Raw genomic sequence first — 17,504 nt, forward strand, 5'->3', positions numbered from 1 at the left:
GTCGGGGAGCGCCGGAGGGTCAGCCGGCCGCCCGCTCCTCGGACGGGGGCGGTGCGGGCCGCCGGCGCGGCGGGAAGACCTCGGAGGGCTTGGGCATGGGGCGGTCGCCGGGCTTCTGCGGCTTGCCCGGTGAGGCCGGGGTGCTGGGCCGTTCCGGCTCCCGGGTGGCGGCGCGGCCGCCGGGCAGGGCGAGCAGCCGGCTGCGGGGGCCAGGGGCCGCGGCGCCGGCGGAGCGCCCGGCGAGCCTGGCCCGTACGGAACGCTCGGCGAGCACCTGGCAGCGCTCCAGGAGGGCCGCCGCGAGAGATCCGCCCCGCAGGGCCCGCAGGGCGGCCAGATCGTCCGGGCGGGGGTCGTAGCCGGCCGCCAGGGCGTCCTGGAGGAGCTCCAGATAGCCGGTGGCGGAGCCGGGAAGGGCGTTGCGGTAGCGGGCGAGGTCGGCGAGGAGGAACGCTCGCAGCCGACCCGCCTCGCCGACCGCCTCGTCCACGGAGCCCGCGAGCCGCAGGCAGTCCTGGACGTCCTCGTCGGACAGGGGCATGGGGTGGAGGGCGATGGCGAGGGCACGTCGGAGCACCCGCAGCTCGTCCGCGCTGAACGCCATGCCGCCTCGTGAACCGTAGGGCGTGGGCATGACGCGACAATACGTGCTAAATGGACAAAATCCGTTTAACTGGTCGTCGGTGGCGCGGCGCGCCGGAGCCGTCCCCCGGGCCACCGCCCCGGCCGTTCCCGCAGGTACGCCGGGGTCCCCCCCCTAGGCGCGGGACACGTTCCGCTCGTAGACCAGGCGCAGCCCGATGAGCGTCAGCCACGGCTCGTGCTCGTCGATGGCCGAGGACTCCCCCAACACCATCGGAGCAAGGCCGCCCGTCGCGATGACGGTGACGTCGTCCGGGTCGGCCGCCAGCTCCTTCTTCATCCGGGCCACCACCCCGTCGACCTGGCCCGCGAAGCCGTAGATGATGCCGGACTGCATGGCCTCGACGGTGTTCTTGCCGATCACGCTGCGCGGCCGGGCCAGCTCGATCTTGCGGAGCTGGGCGCCCCGGACGCCGAGCGCCTCGACCGAGATCTCGATGCCGGGGGCGATCACCCCGCCCGCGTACTCGCCGCGCGGGGAGACCGCGTCGAAGGTGGTGGCGGTGCCGAAGTCGACGACGATCGCCGGGCCCCCGTACAGCTCGACGGCGGCGACCGCGTTGATGATGCGGTCCGCGCCGACCTCCTTGGGGTTGTCCATCAGGATCGGCACACCCGTCTTGACCCCGGGCTCGACCAGCACGGCGGGAACGTCGCCGTAGTAGCGGCGGGTGACCTCGCGCAGCTCGTGCAGGACCGAGGGGACGGTCGCGCAGATCGCGATGCCCTCGATGCCGTCGCCCAGCTCCATGCCGAGCAGCGGGTGCATGCCCATCAGGCCCTGGAGCAGGACGGCCAGCTCGTCCGCGGTGCGGCGGGCGTCGGTGGAGATCCGCCAGTGCTCGACGATCTCCTCGCCGTCGAAGAGGCCGAGGACCGTGTGCGTGTTGCCGACGTCGATGGTGAGCAGCATCAGGCGTCGTCCCCGGCGGCGGGGGACGCGTCCGCGTCGCGGAAGTCCAGGCCGATGTCGAGGATCGGCGAGGAGTGGGTGAGCGCGCCGACCGCGAGATAGTCGACGCCCGCGTCCGCGTAGGCGCGGGCCGAGTCGAGGGTGAGGCGGCCCGAGGACTCCAGGATCGCCCGGCCGTCGACCAGGGCGACCGCCTCGGCGGTCTCGGCCGGGGTGAAGTTGTCCAGCAGGATCAGGTCGACGCCCGCGTCCAGCACCTCACGGACCTGGTCCATCGTGTCGACCTCGACCTCGATGGGCAGCTCGGGGAACTCGGCGCGCACGCGCTTGAACGCCTCCGCGACACCGCCCGCCGCGATCACGTGGTTGTCCTTGACCAGGGCCGCGTCGGAGAGCGACATCCGGTGGTTGACGCCGCCGCCGCAGCGCACCGCGTACTTCTCCAGCGCGCGCAGGCCCGCCGTCGTCTTGCGGGTGTCGCGGACCTTCGCCTTGGAGCCCTCCAGCACGTCCGCCCAGGCACGGGTGGCGGTCGCGATGCCGGAGAGGCGGCAGAGCAGGTTCAGCGCGCTGCGCTCGCCGGTCAGCAGGTCCCGGGTGCGGGTGGTGACGGTCAGCAGCTTCTGGCCGGGGACGATCCGGTCGCCGTCCTCGACGTGCCGCTCGACCTCGAACTCCTCGGTGCAGACGATCGACAGGACCGCCTCGGCGACCCGGAGCCCGGCGACCACGCCGGCCTCGCGGGCGGTGAAGTCACCGGTGACCACGGCGTCCTCGGGGACGGTCGCCACGGTCGTGACGTCCACCCCGCCGTCCAGGTCCTCCTCGATCGCCACATGCGCGACGTCCTCGACCTGGACGGGGTCGAGCCCCGCCTCCGCCAGCAGCAGGGCGAGCGCGGGGTCGAGGCCGCACTCCAGGGCGTCGGGGTCGAAGCCGTCACCACAGCCGCAGCCGTCGCCGCAGCCGCCTTCCGGGGCCTCGGACGATGCGGGCGCGCCGACGCTGATCAGCGGTACGTCCACGGGAGTGGGGCGCGGATTCTCTTCGGGCGTGCTCACGGTGTCGGCTCCTCGGGGGCGTGGCGGGTGGTGCGGGTACGGCTGGTGCTTCGGGTGGTGCCGGTGGTGCGTGTGTTGTTGCGGGTGCTGTCGGTGCTGCTCCGCGGGTGCGGCGGAGCGGGTGCTTCCAGCAGTCTGCTCAATCCGACGGGCGTACGGGCGGGAATGCGGCGGTCTCCGTGCGGTGGACGACCGGAGTGCGGTCGGGCGCGATGCGGACGACCAGGTGGCGGCGGCCGTGGGCGTCGTCGCGGTCGGGCCGGTCCTCGCGCCAGTGGCAGCCGCGGGTCTCCTCGCGGTCCCGGGCGGCGGCGACCAGGACCCGGGAGACCAGAAGCAGATTGGTGACCTCCCAGGCGTCGACCCCGGGGACGACCGCCTTGGCGCCGTCCGCCTCCGCGTCGGCGGCGGCCTCCCGGTGCAGGGCCTCCAGCTCCTCGGCCGCGGCGGCCAGGGAGCCGGCGGAGCGCAGGACTCCGGCGCCCCGGGTCATCGTGCGCTGGATCGCCGTACGGGCCTCGGGGGCCAGCAGCGGGGCGAGGTCGTCCGCGGCGCGGGGGGCCTCGGCCGGTTCGGTGCGGGGCGGGCGGACCTCGGCGATGTCGGCGGCGATGCGCTCGGCGAAGACCAGGCCCTCCAGCAGGGAGTTGGACGCGAGCCGGTTGGCCCCGTGCACTCCGGTGCAGGCGACCTCGCCGCAGGCGTACAGGCCGGGGACCGTCGTACGGCCCCGCAGGTCGGTGCGGACGCCGCCGGAGGCGTAGTGCGCGGCCGGGGCGACCGGGATCGGCTCGGTCACCGGGTCGATGCCGTGGGACCGGCAGGCGGCCAGGATGGTGGGGAAGCGCTGCTCCCACATGGCCGCCCCGAAGTGCCGGGCGTCCAGATACATGTGCTCGGCGCCCTTCTCGTGCATCCGGCGGGTGATGCCCTTGGCGACGATGTCGCGCGGGGCCAGCTCGGCCAGCTCGTGCTGTCCGAGCATGAAGCGGACACCGTCGGCGTCGACGAGATGCGCGCCCTCGCCCCGTACGGCTTCGGAGACCAGCGGCTGCTGGCCCTCGGAGTCCGCGCCGAGGAAGAGGACGGTCGGGTGGAACTGGACGAACTCCAGGTCGGAGACCTCCGCCCCGGCCCGCAGCGCGAGCGCGACGCCGTCGCCGGTGGAGACGGAGGGGTTGGTGGTGGCGGAGAAGACCTGGCCCATGCCGCCGGTGGCGAGGACGACCGAGGGGGCCCGGACCGCGCCGACGCCGTCGTGCTGCCCCTCGCCCATGACGTGCAGCGAGACCCCTGCCGTACGGCCTTCGGCGTCCGTGAGCAGGTCCAGGACGAGCGCGTTCTCGATGGTGTGCAGGGCGGCTTCACGGACCGCCTCGACCAGGGCGCGGGAGATCTCCGCGCCGGTCGCGTCGCCGCCCGCGTGGGCGATGCGGCGGCGGTGGTGGCCGCCCTCGCGGGTGAGCGCGATGTCGCCGCTGTCGGTGGTGTCGAAGTGGGCGCCGGTGGTGATCAGCCGGCGTACGGCGTCGGGGCCCTCGGTGACCAGGGTGCGCACGGCCTCCTCGTCGCAGAGGCCCGCGCCCGCGACGAGGGTGTCGTCGAGGTGCTGCTCGGGGGTGTCGCCCTCGCCGAGCGCCGCGGCGATGCCGCCCTGGGCCCAGCGGGTCGAGCCGTCGTCGAGCCGGGCCTTGGTGACGACGACGGTGTCCAGGCCGGCGGCGGCGCAGCGCAGGGCGGCGGTGAGCCCGGCGACGCCGGAGCCGACCACCACGACGTCCGCGTCGATGGCCCAGCCGGGGGCGGGGGCGGTCAGCCGTATTCCGGTCACGTCAGGGCTCCGAAGGTGAGGGGGATGTTGTCGATGAGGCGGGTGTTCCCGACCCGGGCCGCGACGGCGAGGATCGCCTCCCCGCTCTCGCGGTCGTCCGGGATCTCGGTGAAGTCCGCCGGGTCCACCAGGGCCAGGTAGTCCAGGACGAGCGGGACCCGGTCCCGGGCGGCGGCCTCGTCCAGGATCGTCCGGGCGGCGGCGCGGACGGCGGCGGGCGCCCCGTTCGGCCGGGCCAGCGCCACGGCCTGGGCGTCGGCGGCGGCCCGGGCCTCGCCGAGCTTGTTGAGCCCGGCGGCCCGGTCGCCGCCGGGCGCGGTGGCCTTGGCCCGCTCGTGCAGGGCCTGCTGGGCGGCGAGCCGGTCCTGGGCCGCGAACAGGGCGCGGGGCAGGGCGAGGGCGGTGTGCCGCTCCGGCGGGGAGAGGAAGCGGTTGCGGCTGGAGAGCGCGAGGCCGTCCGCGTCCCGGACGGTGGGGACGCCGGCGATCCGGACGCCGAAATTCAGGTCCCGGACCATACGGCGGATGAGGGCGAGCTGCTGGGCGTCCTTCTGCCCGTAGAACGCCTCGTCGGGGCGGGTGAGATGGAGGAGCTTGGCGACGACGGTGAGCATCCCGTCGAAGTGGCCGGGGCGGGACGCGCCTTCGAGGCGCTCGCCCATGGGGCCCGCGGTGATCCGGACCTGGGGCTCGCCGCCCGGGTAGACCTCCTCGACGCCGGGGGCGAAGACCGCGTCGGCGCCCGCGGCGGCGGCGGTCTCCAGGTCGGCGTCCAGGGTGCGCGGGTAGCGGTCCAGGTCGGCGGCCTCGCCGAACTGGAGCGGGTTCACGAAGACGGTGACCACGACCTGGCCGTCCGGTCCGGCCGCCTCCCGGGCCGCGCGGATCAAGGTGGCGTGGCCGTCGTGCAGGGCGCCCATCGTCATGACGACGGCCCGCTCGGCGCCGGCGGGGCGGGGCAGCGCGTCCAGCTCGGCGGCGGTGCGCAGGAGGGTGGTGCGCAGGGTGCGCGTCATCGGGTCTCCCCCGGTCCGGGGCCGCCGGGGCGGCGCTCCTGGTCGGCCAGGACGACGAGGAGGTCCTCGGCCAGCTCGGCCTTGAGCAGGCCGTGGGCGAGCGCCCGGTCGGCCGTGGCGCGGGCCATCGCGACATATCCGGCGACCGCCTGCGGGGCGTAGGTGCGCAGCTCGCCGATGTGGGCGGCGACCGTGCCCGCGTCCCCGCGGGCGACCGGGCCGGTCAGCGCGGCGTCGCCGGAGCGCAGGGCGTTGTCCAGGGCGGCGCCGAGCAGCGGGCCGAGCATCCGGTCGGGGGCGGCGACCCCGGCCTTGGTCAGCAGCTCCATCGACTGGGCGACCAGGGTGACCAGGTGGTTCGCCCCGAGGGCGAGGGCCGCGTGGTAGAGCGGGCGCGCGTCCTCGGCGATCCACTCGGGTTCGCCGCCCATCTCGATGACCAGGGCCTCGGCCGCGAGCCGCAGCTCCTCGGGGGCGGTGACGCCGAAGGAGCAGCCCGCGAGCCGCTGGACGTCGACGGCGGTGCCGGTGAACGTCATCGCCGGGTGCAGCGCGAGTGGCAGCGCCCCGGCCCGCAGCGCGGGGTCCAGCACCTTCGCCCCGTACCGCCCGGAGGTGTGGACGAGCAGCTGGCCCGGCCGTACGGCGCCGGTCTCGGCGAGGCCCTCGACCAGCGTGGGCAGCACGTCGTCGGGGACGGTCAGGAGCACCAGCTCGGCGCGGGCCAGCACCTCGGCGGGCTCCACCAGGGGCACATCGGGGAGGAGGGTCGCGGCGCGGCGGCGGGAGGCGTCGGAGACGCCGGAGACGGCGACCGGGCGGTGCCCGGCGAGCCGGAGCGACGCGGCGAGGGCGGGTCCGACCCGGCCCGCGCCGACGACGCCGACCGTGAGACGGGCGGGGCGGTCCCTCGCGTCGAGGGATTCCTTCGAAACTGATGCGTTCACGCGGCGATGGCCTTCCGTTCCAGTCCGCGGGGGGTACCGGACGACTTCTCTGCATGCTACGCCAGCGTTTCGGGGAAGCCCTGCCCCTGCCCACAGCCTGTGGATAACTTTCCGGGCGGGACGGAATTGCGCGGGCGCGCCGCCGGAGGTCCGGGTGATGATCGTCCCATGGCGACCATGAATGAGCAGGAGCAGCGGCGGCGCAGGCTGATGGCGTGGCGGGGCGCGCGACGGGTGCTGGCCCGGGTGGGCGCGGACGGCACGCTGGGCGAACGGCTGGCGGCGCTGGCCGCCGACGCCCCGTCCGTACACGATCCGGCCGACTGCACCGATGTGTACGGGGGCGGGGTCGTCGCCGATCTGGAGCGGCGGACGGCCGAGGTGCTGGGGATGGAGGCGGCGGCGTTCTTCCCGACCGGGACGATGGCCCAGCAGGTGGCGCTGCGGTGCTGGGCGGGGCGTACGGGCAACGCGACGGTGGCGCTGCACCCGCTGTCCCACCCGGAGGTGCACGAGGGCGGGGCGCTGGGGGTGGTGAGCGGGCTGCGCACGGTGCATCCGACGTCGGCGCCCCGGCTGCCGGACGCGGAGGAGATCCGGGAGTTCCCGGAGCCGTTCGGCACGCTGATGCTGGAGCTGCCGTTGCGGGACGCGGGGTTCGTCCTGCCGTCCTGGGCGGAGCTGACGGCGGTGGTGGAGGCGGCCCGGGAGCGGGACGCGGTCGTCCACTTCGACGGGGCGCGGCTGTGGGAGTGCGGCCCGCACTTCGGGCGGGAGCTGTCGGAGATCGCGGGTCTCGCGGACAGCGTGTACGTGTCGTTCTACAAGTCCCTGGACGGGCTGTCCGGGGCGGTGCTGGCGGGGCCCTCGACGCTGGTGGAGGAGGCGCGGGTGTGGCGTCACCGGTACGGGGGCCAGCTCTTCCAGCAGTTCCCGGCGGCGCTGTCCGCGCTGATCGGCCTGGAGCGGGAGCTGCCGCGGCTGCCGTCGTACGTGGCCCACGCGAAGGTGGTGGCGGGGGCGCTGGCGGAGGGGTTCGCGGCGGCGGGGGTGCCGTGGTTCCGGGTGCATCCGGAGCCGCCGCACACGCACCAGTTCCAGGTCTGGCTGCCGTACGGGACGGAGGTGCTGGACGAGGCGTCGGTGCGGCAGGCGGAGGAGACGGGGGTGGCCCTGTTCCGGCGCTGGTTCGCGGGGACGGGCGGGGCGGGGCTGCCGCCGGGGGTCTCGTTCACGGAGGTGACGGTGGGGGGTGCGGGGCTGGAGTGGTCGGCGGGGGATGTGCGGGGTGCGGTGGCGGGGTTTGTGGGGTTGGTGCGGGGGCTCGCGTAGGGGCGGAGCCTTCGGGCTGCCCGGGCGGGGGGCCTGTTCGGTGCGGGGCCCCGGGCCTCGGGGTTCCGTCCTCAAGCGCCGGACGGGCTGGAGATGCGGGTGCCTGTCCGGTGCGGGACCCCCGGCTCCACGGTTCCGTCCTCAAGCGCCGGACGGGCTGGGTGAGCTCGGGTCCTTCCTCAAGCGCCGGGCGGGCTGGAGATGCCGGGGTCTTGTCCAGTGCGGGACCCCCGGCTTCACGGTTCCGTCCTCAAACGCCGGACGGGCTGGGTGGGCCGGGTGGGCTGGAAGTGACGGGGCGGGGTGTCGGTGGGTGTGTGAGCCAGTGGCGGTACAGGGCTCTCAGGACCGCGCGGTCGTGGCGGCCCGGGGGCGGCGGCGCGGGCTCCGACCGCTGGGCCGCGCGGTACGTGTCGAGCAGGTGCTGCTGGATGGCGTCCATGACTTCAGCCTGCGCAGCTCGCCGCGAGCCCGCGCGTCGATTGACGGGCCCCGTCAATCGAAACGTCGGGCCCGGGACCGTACCCCCACTATGGAGGGGTGAGCGTGCACATAGACATCGCGGGACTGCCCGCCGACCACGTCGTCTTCGCGACTTCTCCCCTCGCCGAGCTGGGGCTCGCCCTGCATGCGCTCTCCGAGCCCGGTCACCATCCGGGGCTGCACGGCTGGACCACCGCGACCGCGGCGGGCCTGGAGCCCGATCTCGCGGACCGGCTGCTGGAGGCGGAGTTCCTCTGGCGGAACACCTTCGCCGACATCTTCCTGCCGTTCTCCGGCATCCGCGGCGGCGACGGCAGGACCGGGGCGACCCTCGCGGAGGACCTGGACATCCTGGACCGGCTCGACGACGAACGGTTCGTCACCGCGGCCACCGAGTTCACCTGCTCCAGCATGTACGGGGCCGACGCCCCGTCACCGCTGGCGGACCCGGGGATGCGGGCCCGGGTCCTGGACATGGCGGCGGCGCGCGGCCCGCGCCAGGTGGAGTTCACCAAGCGGCTGCTGGCCGACCCCGTCTCCGTACGCGGATGGATCAGGCGGCTCCTGGAGGACTGCGACCAGGCGTTCTTCGCCGACACCTGGCGGCGGGTCTCCGTCCAGCTGGTCGCCGACGCCCGGCACAAGACGGAGCTGCTGCGCCGCAAGGGGCTCGCCGACGCGATCGGGGCGGTGTCCGCCGCCGTGACGCTGGACGAGGACGCGGGCCGGATCACCGTCGACAAGCTGACCGAGGGCCGGACCACCGCCGTCGCCCCGGAGGTCGGCCTCGGGCTCACCCTCGTCCCCACCAGCTTCGGCTGGCCGCACCTGACCGTGCTGCACGCCCACCACTGGCGCCCGGTGATCCACTACCCGGTCCATCTGCCCGACCTGCCGTCGCCCGCCTCCGTGGAGCAGCTCCAGCGCCGGATGGAGGCCCTGGCCCACCCCATGCGGATGCGGCTGTGCCGCAACCTGGCCCGCTCCCCGTACACCACCGGTGAACTCGCCGAGTCGCACAGCATCACCGCGCCCGAGGTCTCCCGCCACCTCTCGGTGCTCAAGAAGGCGGGCCTGGTCACCACGCGCCGCCGGGGCCGCTACGTCCTGCACCAGCTGGACCTGACGGTTGTCGCCCGGCTCGGCAGCGACTTCCTGGAGGGCGTCCTGCGCTGAGCCTCAGCCCGCGCCGCCGCCGGCCCGGACCAGGCCCGTCTCGTAGGCGAGGACGACGACCTGGACCCGGTCGCGGAGGTTCAGCTTGGTGAGGATGCGGCCGACGTGCGTCTTGACCGTGGCCTCGGAGAGCACCAGGCGGGCCGCGATCTCGCCGTTGGAGAGGCCCTGGGCGACCAGGAGCATGACTTCGCGTTCGCGTTCGGTGAGCTTGCCGATGTGCTTGTTCTTCGGTTCCTTCTCGCCGCTGGGCAGCATCGGCGAGAAGCGGTCGAGCAGCCGGCGGGTGGTGGACGGGGCGACGACCGCGTCGCCGCTGTGCACCGAACGGATCGCGGCGAGCAGCTCGGCGGGCGGCACGTCCTTGAGCATGAAGCCGCTGGCTCCCGCCTTCAGCCCGGAGAACGCGTACTCGTCGAGGTCGAAGGTGGTCAGGATGAGCACCTTCGGCGGGTCCTGCTGCGCGCAGATGCGGCGGGTCGCCTCGACGCCGTCCAGCCGGGGCATGCGGACGTCCATCAGGACCACGTCCACGGCGGTGGACCGCAGCATCTCGATCGCCTCCGCCCCGTCCCCGGCCTCGGCGACGACCTCCATGTCCGGCTGGGCGGCGAGCACCATCCGGAAGCCGGTCCGCAGCAGCACCTGGTCGTCGACGAGCATCACGCGGATCGCCATGGTCATGGGAACGTGTCCTGTCCTGGATCGGTCAGTCGGTCGGGGTCGGGTCGGTCGGGGTCGCATCGGTCGGGCGTGGTCGGGTCGGTCGGGCGCGTCCGAATCGATCGGGCGGGCGTGGTCGAGGGAGTCCGTCAGCCCGGGGGCTTCAGCGGCAGCAGCGCGCTGATCCGGAATCCGCCGCCGGGCCGGGGCCCCGCGTCCAGGGTGCCGCCGACCATGCCGACCCGCTCCCGCATCCCGATCATCCCGTGCCCCGCGCCGTCCGCGCCGCCGTCCTCGTACAGCTCGTGCGCCGCGCCCCGGCCGTCGTCCTCGATCAGCAGCCCGAGGCCGTCGTCGAAGTAGACCAGCCGGACGCTGGCCCCGGCGTCGGGGCCGCCGTGCTTGCGGGTGTTCGTCAGGGCCTCCTGCACCACGCGGTACGCGGTCAGCTCCACGCCGCTGGGCAGCGGACGCGGGGTACCCTCGACCTTGAAGTCGACCTCCAGGCCGGTCTGCCGCACCTGCGCGACCAGGTCCTCGATCTGTTCGACGTCGGGCTGGGGGACGTACTCCCCGCTCTCCGGGGCGTCACCCGTCCGCAGCACCCCGAGCAGCCGCCGCATCTCCGCGAGCGCCTGGCGGCCGGTGCCGGAGATGGTCTCCAGGGCCTGCTTGGCCTGGTCGGGGGCGGTGTCCATGACATAGGCGGCGCCGTCGGCCTGGACGACCATCACGGACACGTTGTGCGCGACGACGTCGTGCAGCTCCCGGGCGATCCGGGCCCGCTCGGCGGCGACGGCGACCTTGGACTGCGCCTCGCGTTCCCGCTCCAGCCGGGCGGCACGCTCCTCCAGCTGGTCGAAATAGGCGCGCCGGGTCCGCAGCGAGTCCCCCAGCACCCAGGCCAGCACGAACGGCACGGTCATGATGACCGTCACGAAGATCACCTGGGGCACGGAGCCCCCGGGCTCGGCCTCCCACCGCAGCTGGGACAGGGCCGCCGCGCTCAGGCTGCACACCAGGGCGAGCCGGGACGCCCAGCGCTCGCCGACCGTGGCCACCGTGTAGGTGATCACCAGCATCGCGAAGTTCCCGATGCCCGGCCGGACACCGAACACCAGCTGCACGACGCCCACCAGGATGGCGAGCAGCAGCATCTTCTCGGGGGCCTTGCGGCGCAGCGCCACGACGGTGGAGAGCCCCAGCACGACCGGGACCGCGACGATCTCCTCGCGCCCGGTGTCGTACATGCCCGAGAACAGCGACATGCCGGAGAGCCCGAGGAGGACGACGGCCCAGAAGACGTCGACGCCCGTCGGGTGTCTGCGGATGAAGTCGTAGAGGCGCTGCACGTGACTAAGCGTAGGGACAGGGGATCGGTGCCCGGGTCAACCGGAGGGTCGATCCGGGTCCTGGGACCGTACTCCCCAAGGTGGAGACTTGCCTACGTGACGGACGAGTGGCGCGGTTGGCGGGAGGCGGCTCAGGCCGCTCTGTACGGGGATGAGGGCTTTTATCGCAGCCCGGCGCGGAGCCCGGAGGGGCCTGCGGGCCACTTCCGTACGTCGGTGCACGCCTCGCCGCTCTTCGCGACGGCGGTGGCCCGGCTGTTGACCGGAATCGCCCGGGAGCTGGACACCGGAACGGTCGCGCTGGTCGATGTGGGCGCGGGGCGCGGCGAGCTGTTGACCGGAGTGCTGGCCGCGCTGCCGGAGGGACTGGATGTGGCCCCGTACGCCGTCGAGGTCGCCGGCCGGCCGCCGGGGCTGGATCCCCGGATCGAGTGGTGCGCCGAACCGCCGGCCGGGGTCACCGGGCTGCTGTTCGCCAACGAGTGGCTGGACAACGTTCCGGTGGAGGTGGCGGAGACGGACGCGGAGGGTGTTCCCCGGTACGTCCGGGTGCGGGCCTCGGACGGTGCGGAGCGCCTGGGTGATCCTGTTGCCGGGGCGGACGCCGCGTGGCTGGAGCGCTGGTGGCCGCTGTCCGCGCCGGGCGAGCGGGCGGAGATCGGCCGCCCCCGGGACACGGCCTGGGCCGGGGCGGTGGGTTCGCTGACCGCAGGGCTCGCGGTGGCGGTGGACTACGCGCATGTACGGGGCGCCCGCCCGCCCTTCGGGACGCTGACCGGTTTCCGGGGCGGGCGCGAGGTGCGCCCGGTGCCGGACGGCTCCTGCGATCTGACCGCGCACGTGGCGCTGGACGCCTGCGCGGCGGCGGCCACGGAGGCGGTCGCGGAGGCCGGGACCGGCGCGAGCACCGAGCTGACCGGGCAGCGGGAGGCGCTGCGCCGCCTCGGCGTCGGCGGCGACCGGCCGCCGCTGAGCCTCGCCACCACCGATCCGGCGGGGTATGTACGCGCACTGGCGGCGGCGGGCGAGGCGGCGGAGCTGACCGCGCGCGGCGGCCTCGGCGACTTCGGCTGGCTGCTGCACCGGGTGGGGCTGCCGGAACCCGGGTGACCGCCCTCGCACCGCGGCCGCAGGGAATACTGTCCCGCATGACGGAGACGACGATCGGCATCGGCGGAGCGGCGGAGAGCACCGACATGGTGCTCAACATCGGTCCCCAGCACCCCTCGACGCACGGGGTCCTCCGGCTGCGGATCGTGCTGGACGGCGAGCGCGTCCAGCACGCGGAGCCGGTCATCGGCTATATGCACCGGGGCGCGGAGAAGCTGTTCGAGGCCCGTGACTACCGGCAGATCGTCATGCTGGCCAACCGCCACGACTGGCTCTCCGCGTTCTCGAACGAGCTGGGCGTCGTGATGGCCGTCGAGCGGATGCTCGGCATGGAGGTCCCCGAGCGCGCCGTGTGGACGCGGACGCTGCTCGCCGAGCTGAACCGGGTCCTCAACCATCTGATGTTCCTCGGCTCCTACCCCCTCGAACTCGGCGGCATCACCCCGGTCTTCCACGCCTTCCGGGAGCGCGAGGAGCTCCAGGCGGTGATGGAGGAGGTCTCCGGCGGGCGGATGCACTACATGTTCAACCGGGTCGGGGGCCTGAAGGAGGACATCCCGGCGGGCTGGACCGGCCGGGTCCGGGACGCCGTCGCCTCCGTCCGCTCCCGTATGGACGTGTACGAGAACCTCGTCCTCGGCAACGAGATCTTCCGGGGCCGTACGCGCGACGTGGGCGTGCTGTCCGCCGAAGCGGTGCACGCGTACGGGGTGTCGGGGCCGATCGCCCGCGCCTCGGGCGTCGACTTCGATCTGCGGCGCGACGAGCAGTATCTCGCGTACGGGGAGCTGCGGGACACCCTGAAGGTGGTGACCAGGCCCGAGGGCGACTGCCTGGCCCGCTTCGAGTGCCTGCTGGAGCAGACCCTCAACTCCCTGGACCTGGCGGACGCCTGTCTGGACCGGATGGCCGAGCTGGCGCCGGGGCCGGTCAACCAGCGGCTGCCCAAGGTGCTCAAGGCCCCCGAGGGCCACACCTACGCCTGGACGGAGAACCCGCTCGGCGTCAACGGCTACTACCTGGTGTCCAAGGGCGAGAAGACGCCTTACCGGCTGAAGCTGCGCTCCGCCTCGTTCAACAACATCCAGGCGCTCACCGAGCTGCTGCCGGGCACCCTGGTCGCCGACATGGTGGCGATCCTGGGGTCGCTGTTCTTCGTCGTCGGCGACATCGACAAGTAGCTCGGCAAGTAGATCGGCAAGTAGCGGGGCCTGCCGCGTCAGGACACCGCGCCGCGCAGCTGCGCCACGTCGATCTGCTCGGTCTCGTCGTGCGCGGTGAGGTCGATGACCTTGCCGACGGCCCGGTTGTCCACGGCACCCGTGCGGTGGGCGGCGAGCGCCTCCTCGCCGACGACGTCCGCGAGGTCCTCGTTCTGCACGGACTCGATCGCGGCGTTCGCCTTCCGGGCGTTCTGGGCGCCGAAGAAGTCGAAGTTCCCCTGGGGGGCCGGCTGGCGGCGTGCGGCGTACGGGACGACGGCCGAGGCGGCCGGGATCGCGCGCGGCACCCGCACCGGAGCGATGGAGGCCGGGGTCTTCGCCTTCGGAAGGGCGGCGGCGTCGGGGGCCGGGGCGGGCGGGGTGGTCGAAGGGCGGCCGTCCTGGTGGTCCCGGTGCTCGCCCGCCCCGGTGGCCGCCGCCTGCTTCCCCTCCGGGCTCTCCGCCTCCGCATCCCGGTGCCGCTCGGCGACGGCGAGCTGGCGCTGCCGGACCGCCTCCACCGTGCGGCGGGTCTCCTGGAGCGCCGCGTTCCGCGTGAGGTTCATCAGGGCCTCGTCCGCGCGCCGGTACGACTCGGGGGTCGGCGTGGACCGCGCGGGCAGCAGCTCCTTGGGGGCCGCGGCCTCGATGGCGAGCTGCCTGCGGCCCTCCAGCGCGCTGGCCCGCTCGGTCTCGGCGTTGGCGTAACGGCGGAGCAGCCCGGCGTGCTCGCCGCGCAGCCCCGCGAGCTCCACCCGCTTGCGCCGGAGCTTGGTCTCCAGACGGGTGCGCAGCTCGCGCGACTCCTCCAGATCCTGCTCCAGCTCGGCTATCCGCTCCTCGGCCCGCCATTCGTCACTGGCGCGGGCCCGGGTCAGCTCGGCGACCCGCAGCCCCGCGGCCCGGTCCCAGCTGCGCATCAGATACGCGCCGGTCACGGCGGCGGCCGCGACGGCGGCCACCAGGCCGCGCAGGGCGACGGGTTCGGCCAGCAGCCAGGCGCCGGCGGCGCCGACGACCGACACGCCCGCCACCACGGAGGGCGGCAGGATTCTGTGGAGAGGCGGCGAATGGCGGTGGCGTCCACGTGGCATGGCCTGAAATTTACCGTGTGTGCGGGCCACTTGGGGAGCCGCCCGGCAATCTGTTCCCCGCCGGTTACCTCACGGCTCCCCAAGTCACGCCTCCCGGACCTTTTCTCCGGGGCCGGGTTCTCCGGGATCGGGCGCTACTTCTTGATCAGGTTCTTCGACTCCAGATACTCCTTGGCCACATCGGCCGGCTTGGCGCGCTCGGCGTCGACCTTCCGGTTCAGCTCGGCGAGGTCTTCCGTGGTGAGCGCGGCGGTGATCCTGCCGAGGGCGTCGGCGATCTCCGGGTCGCCCGCGTCCTTGGTATTCAGCACGGGAAGGACGTTGTCCGCGTTCTGGAGCTTCTTGTCGTCCTCCAGGAACACCAGCCCGTCGATCACCGCGTCCGTGGTGGTCGTCAGAACCAGCTGGACCTTGCCGTCCCGGACGGCCTGCTTGGACACCGGGGTGCCGACGCCCTTGGGGTCGATCCCGGTGACGTCGATGCCGTACGTCTTCTTCAGACCGGGTGCGCAGAACGGCCGCTCCTCGCACTCGTCGCCCGCCGCGATCTTCACCTTCAGCTTCGACTTCCCGAGATCGGAAAGCGTCTTGAGGCTGTTCTTCTCGGCGAATTCCTTGGACACCGCGAAGGCGTTCTGGTCCACGGCCTTTCCGGCCGGGAGGACCGTGAGACCCAGCGGCTCGGCGAGCTTCTTCAGCGCGGAGACCGTGGCGTCGACGTCCCCGGAGGCCACCGGTTCGGCGTCGGCCCCGTTGACCTTGGCGTTGAGGAACTCGGCGAGCGTGGCCGCGTACTCCGGTACGACGTCGATCTCGCCCTTCTCCACCGAGGGCTCGTACAGCTCACGGTTCTTCACCGTGGTGACCGAGGTGCTGTACCCGGCGTCGTCGAGGACCTGGGCGTACAGCTCGGCGAGCACCTTGGACTCGGTGAAGGAGGCCGACCCGACGACCAGGGTCCCCTTCTTGCCGCCGCCGGCCGAGGAGCCGGAGCCGCCCTTCTCCTTCTCCAGGCTGTCGCCGCCGCAGGCCGCGAGCGACCCGGCCAGCGCCACCATGCCGATGACCGCTCCGGCTATCCGCGAGGTCCTGCTCATGTGTTGTTCTCCGTCCGAACAGAAGAAAAGTGACCAGAAGAAAGGTGAGTCAGAAACGAGGTGATCGGAAACGAGGGTGCTGCGGGACGCTCACGCGGGCCTGCGGCGGCGCAGCGGGGACAGCAGCCGGTCGAGGCCCACCAGCACGCCCTCCACGACCAGGGCGAGCCCGGCGACCAGGACCGCGCCCGCGAAGACCTGCGCGGTGTCGTAGGTGTTGAACCCGGCGGTGATGATCCGGCCGAGACCGCCGAGGCCGACCATCGCGGCGATCGACGCGGTGGCCACGACCTGGACGGCGGCGGACCGCAGCCCGGTCATGATCATCGGGTAGGCGAGCGGCAGCTCGACCCGGACGAAGAGCTGCCCGCCCGACATCCCCATGCCGCGCGCGGCCTCCACCACGGCCCGGTCCACCTCCCGCATGCCGACATAGGCGTTGGTCAGCAGCGGCGGCACCGCGAACAGGACCAGCGCGATGATCGTGGGCCAGTACCCCGAGTTGCGCAGGGACGTGACCATGAACAGGGCCAGCACCGCGAAGACCGGGACGGCCCGCCCCATGTTGGCGAGGTTCACCGCGAGCGCGCCGCCCTTGCCGATGTGCCCCAGATACAGGGCGATCGGCAGGGCGATCGCGCAGGCCACCGCGAGGGCGACCCCGCTGACGTACAGATGCTCGCCGAGCCGGTGCGCGGCCCCGCCGTCGCCCGACCAGTTGGCCCCGGTGGTGAGCCAGGTCCAGGCGTCGCCGATGACTCCCACGGGTCAGCCCACCTCCACTGTCGCCGGGGCGGGCGGTCCCGCGTCCGTCTTCGCCGGGGCGGCCTTCGCCGCCCCGGATATCCGGGTCCAGGGCGTCAGCAGCCGCTGGAGGCCGAGCAGCAGCAGGTCCGCCACCACCGCGAGCAGCACGCACAGCACCGAGGCGGCGAGCACCTGGGCCTTGAAGAAGCTGGGCAGCGCGTCCTCGATGAGATTGCCGAGGCCCCCCTTGCCGACGAGCGAGCCGACCGTGGTCAGCGCGACCGTCGACACGGTGGCTATCCGCAGCCCCGCCATCACCGCGGGCAGCGCCAGCGGAAGCTCCACCTCCCACAGCAGCCGGGCCGGCCCGTACCCCATGCCGCGGGCGGCGTCCTTGGCCTCCTGCGGCACCGCCGCGAGCCCGGCCAGGATGTTGCGTACGAGGATGGTCAGCGAATACAGCACAAGCCCCGTCACCACGAGCGCGGCCGACAGCCCGAACAGGGGCAGCAGCAGCGAGAACATCGCCAGCGAGGGCACGGTGTAGAGCACGGTCGTCAGCCCGAGCACCGGGGCGGCGAAGCGCGGGCCCCGGCGGGCGAGCAGCGCCAGCGGAAAGGCCACCGCGAGCCCGATCAGCACCGAGACCACCGTGATCCCGATGTGCTGCACGGTCGCGTCGGTCAACTCCTGGCCGCGGGAGCGCAGATACTCCCCGCAGATCCAGTCGTTCGTCACCAGGCAGCTCTGCTCGGCCATCCGCCCCCACCTCCTGCTTTCCCTCGTCTGCCCCGATCACCGCGGATCGAACTGATGACTGGCGAGCCTATCCTCGACC

At 73.6% G+C, this 17,504-nt stretch carries 17 protein-coding genes; 4 read left to right on the top strand and 13 right to left on the bottom strand.

Annotated features, from left to right (window positions below; translation table 11 throughout):
* Nucleotides 1-19 precede the first annotated feature (19 nt).
* From A3Q37_RS17285 to A3Q37_RS17310, 6 genes are all read right to left on the bottom strand, one after another.
* Nucleotides 20-604 (bottom strand): hypothetical protein, encoded by a 585-nt coding sequence (locus A3Q37_RS17285; protein ID WP_065485376.1) that lies wholly within the window; start codon nt 602-604, stop codon nt 20-22.
* A 153-nt stretch (nt 605-757) separates the two neighbouring features.
* Nucleotides 758-1,555, bottom strand: a complete 798-nt coding sequence (locus tag A3Q37_RS17290; RefSeq protein ID WP_030581719.1) for a type III pantothenate kinase — start codon at nt 1,553-1,555, stop codon at nt 758-760.
* Nucleotides 1,555-2,616, bottom strand: a complete 1,062-nt coding sequence (gene nadC / locus A3Q37_RS17295; RefSeq protein WP_065485379.1) for a carboxylating nicotinate-nucleotide diphosphorylase — start codon at nt 2,614-2,616, stop codon at nt 1,555-1,557. Before nadC ends, A3Q37_RS17290 begins: the two co-directional genes overlap by 1 nt.
* 139 nt (nt 2,617-2,755) lie before the next feature.
* Nucleotides 2,756-4,447: an L-aspartate oxidase gene (locus A3Q37_RS17300; RefSeq protein WP_065485382.1), complete on the bottom strand. Its 1,692-nt coding sequence runs from the start codon at nt 4,445-4,447 to the stop codon at nt 2,756-2,758.
* A complete protein-coding gene (panC, locus tag A3Q37_RS17305; RefSeq protein ID WP_065485384.1) occupies nt 4,444-5,463 on the bottom strand; it encodes a pantoate--beta-alanine ligase in 1,020 nt (339 codons plus the stop codon). The genes A3Q37_RS17300 and panC overlap by 4 nt, the downstream gene beginning before the upstream one ends.
* On the bottom strand, nt 5,460-6,410 hold the full coding sequence (locus A3Q37_RS17310) for a Rossmann-like and DUF2520 domain-containing protein (RefSeq protein ID WP_065485386.1): 951 nt from the start codon (nt 6,408-6,410) through the stop codon (nt 5,460-5,462). Before A3Q37_RS17310 ends, panC begins: the two co-directional genes overlap by 4 nt.
* A gap of 168 nt (nt 6,411-6,578) precedes the next feature.
* On the opposite strand from A3Q37_RS17310, the gene A3Q37_RS17315 reads away from it, so the two are divergent.
* The gene (locus tag A3Q37_RS17315; protein ID WP_065485388.1) at nt 6,579-7,742 is read left to right on the top strand and encodes a low specificity L-threonine aldolase; all 1,164 of its coding nucleotides are present in this window, start codon (nt 6,579-6,581) and stop codon (nt 7,740-7,742) included.
* 250 nt (nt 7,743-7,992) lie between these two features.
* On the opposite strand, the gene A3Q37_RS37840 is transcribed toward A3Q37_RS17315, so the two are convergent.
* Nucleotides 7,993-8,184, bottom strand: a complete 192-nt coding sequence (locus A3Q37_RS37840) for a hypothetical protein (protein ID WP_079137843.1) — start codon at nt 8,182-8,184, stop codon at nt 7,993-7,995.
* Between the two features lie 104 nt (nt 8,185-8,288).
* On the opposite strand from A3Q37_RS37840, the gene A3Q37_RS17320 reads away from it, so the two are divergent.
* On the top strand, nt 8,289-9,401 hold the full coding sequence (locus tag A3Q37_RS17320; RefSeq protein ID WP_065485390.1) for a DUF5937 family protein: 1,113 nt from the start codon (nt 8,289-8,291) through the stop codon (nt 9,399-9,401).
* Nucleotides 9,402-9,404: 3 nt separating this feature from the next.
* Here A3Q37_RS17320 and A3Q37_RS17325 read toward each other — a convergent pair whose 3' ends face one another.
* The gene (locus A3Q37_RS17325; protein WP_032789129.1) at nt 9,405-10,079 is read right to left on the bottom strand and encodes a response regulator transcription factor; all 675 of its coding nucleotides are present in this window, start codon (nt 10,077-10,079) and stop codon (nt 9,405-9,407) included.
* A 134-nt stretch (nt 10,080-10,213) separates the two neighbouring features.
* Nucleotides 10,214-11,416 carry a sensor histidine kinase gene (locus A3Q37_RS17330; RefSeq protein ID WP_065485392.1) on the bottom strand — a complete coding sequence of 401 codons (1,203 nt, stop codon included), beginning with the start codon at nt 11,414-11,416 and terminating at the stop codon, nt 10,214-10,216.
* Between the two features lie 96 nt (nt 11,417-11,512).
* On the opposite strand from A3Q37_RS17330, the gene A3Q37_RS17335 reads away from it, so the two are divergent.
* Both A3Q37_RS17335 and A3Q37_RS17340 read left to right on the top strand, forming a co-directional pair.
* Nucleotides 11,513-12,526: an SAM-dependent methyltransferase gene (locus A3Q37_RS17335; RefSeq protein WP_065485394.1), complete on the top strand. Its 1,014-nt coding sequence runs from the start codon at nt 11,513-11,515 to the stop codon at nt 12,524-12,526.
* A 38-nt stretch (nt 12,527-12,564) separates the two neighbouring features.
* Nucleotides 12,565-13,707 (top strand): NADH-quinone oxidoreductase subunit D, encoded by a 1,143-nt coding sequence (locus A3Q37_RS17340; protein ID WP_065485396.1) that lies wholly within the window; start codon nt 12,565-12,567, stop codon nt 13,705-13,707.
* A gap of 38 nt (nt 13,708-13,745) precedes the next feature.
* Here the strand turns inward: A3Q37_RS17340 and A3Q37_RS17345 are convergent, their stop codons facing one another.
* From A3Q37_RS17345 to A3Q37_RS17360, 4 genes are all read right to left on the bottom strand, one after another.
* Nucleotides 13,746-14,822, bottom strand: a complete 1,077-nt coding sequence (locus tag A3Q37_RS17345) for a hypothetical protein (protein ID WP_176711439.1) — start codon at nt 14,820-14,822, stop codon at nt 13,746-13,748.
* 134 nt (nt 14,823-14,956) lie between these two features.
* Nucleotides 14,957-15,919: an ABC transporter substrate-binding protein gene (locus tag A3Q37_RS17350; protein ID WP_065485400.1), complete on the bottom strand. Its 963-nt coding sequence runs from the start codon at nt 15,917-15,919 to the stop codon at nt 14,957-14,959.
* Nucleotides 15,920-16,009: 90 nt separating this feature from the next.
* Nucleotides 16,010-16,684, bottom strand: coding sequence for an ABC transporter permease (locus A3Q37_RS17355; RefSeq protein WP_065485402.1), 675 nt, complete (start codon nt 16,682-16,684; stop codon nt 16,010-16,012).
* Nucleotides 16,685-16,687: 3 nt separating this feature from the next.
* A complete protein-coding gene (locus tag A3Q37_RS17360; protein WP_065485404.1) occupies nt 16,688-17,425 on the bottom strand; it encodes an ABC transporter permease in 738 nt (245 codons plus the stop codon).
* Between the last annotated feature and the right edge of the window lie 79 nt (nt 17,426-17,504).

It is taken from the genome of Streptomyces sp. PTY087I2 (genome assembly GCF_001687325.1).
GTDB lineage: Bacteria > Actinomycetota > Actinomycetes > Streptomycetales > Streptomycetaceae > Streptomyces.

Bases quoted from the DNA above. Each gene is read 5' to 3' on its own strand.
- A3Q37_RS17285 (WP_065485376.1), bottom strand. From the start codon at position 604: ATGGCGTTCAGCGCGGACGAGCTGCGGGTGCTCCGACGTGCCCTCGCC.
- A3Q37_RS17290 (WP_030581719.1), bottom strand. From the start codon at position 1,555: ATGCTGCTCACCATCGACGTCGGCAACACGCACACGGTCCTCGGCCTC.
- panC (WP_065485384.1), bottom strand. From the start codon at position 5,463: ATGACGCGCACCCTGCGCACCACCCTCCTGCGCACCGCCGCCGAGCTG.
- A3Q37_RS17315 (WP_065485388.1), top strand. From the start codon at position 6,579: ATGGCGACCATGAATGAGCAGGAGCAGCGGCGGCGCAGGCTGATGGCG.
- A3Q37_RS37840 (WP_079137843.1), bottom strand. From the start codon at position 8,184: ATGGACGCCATCCAGCAGCACCTGCTCGACACGTACCGCGCGGCCCAG.
- A3Q37_RS17325 (WP_032789129.1), bottom strand. From the start codon at position 10,079: ATGGCGATCCGCGTGATGCTCGTCGACGACCAGGTGCTGCTGCGGACC.
- A3Q37_RS17340 (WP_065485396.1), top strand. From the start codon at position 12,565: ATGACGGAGACGACGATCGGCATCGGCGGAGCGGCGGAGAGCACCGAC.
- A3Q37_RS17345 (WP_176711439.1), bottom strand. From the start codon at position 14,822: ATGCCACGTGGACGCCACCGCCATTCGCCGCCTCTCCACAGAATCCTG.
- A3Q37_RS17350 (WP_065485400.1), bottom strand. From the start codon at position 15,919: ATGAGCAGGACCTCGCGGATAGCCGGAGCGGTCATCGGCATGGTGGCG.
- A3Q37_RS17360 (WP_065485404.1), bottom strand. From the start codon at position 17,425: ATGGCCGAGCAGAGCTGCCTGGTGACGAACGACTGGATCTGCGGGGAG.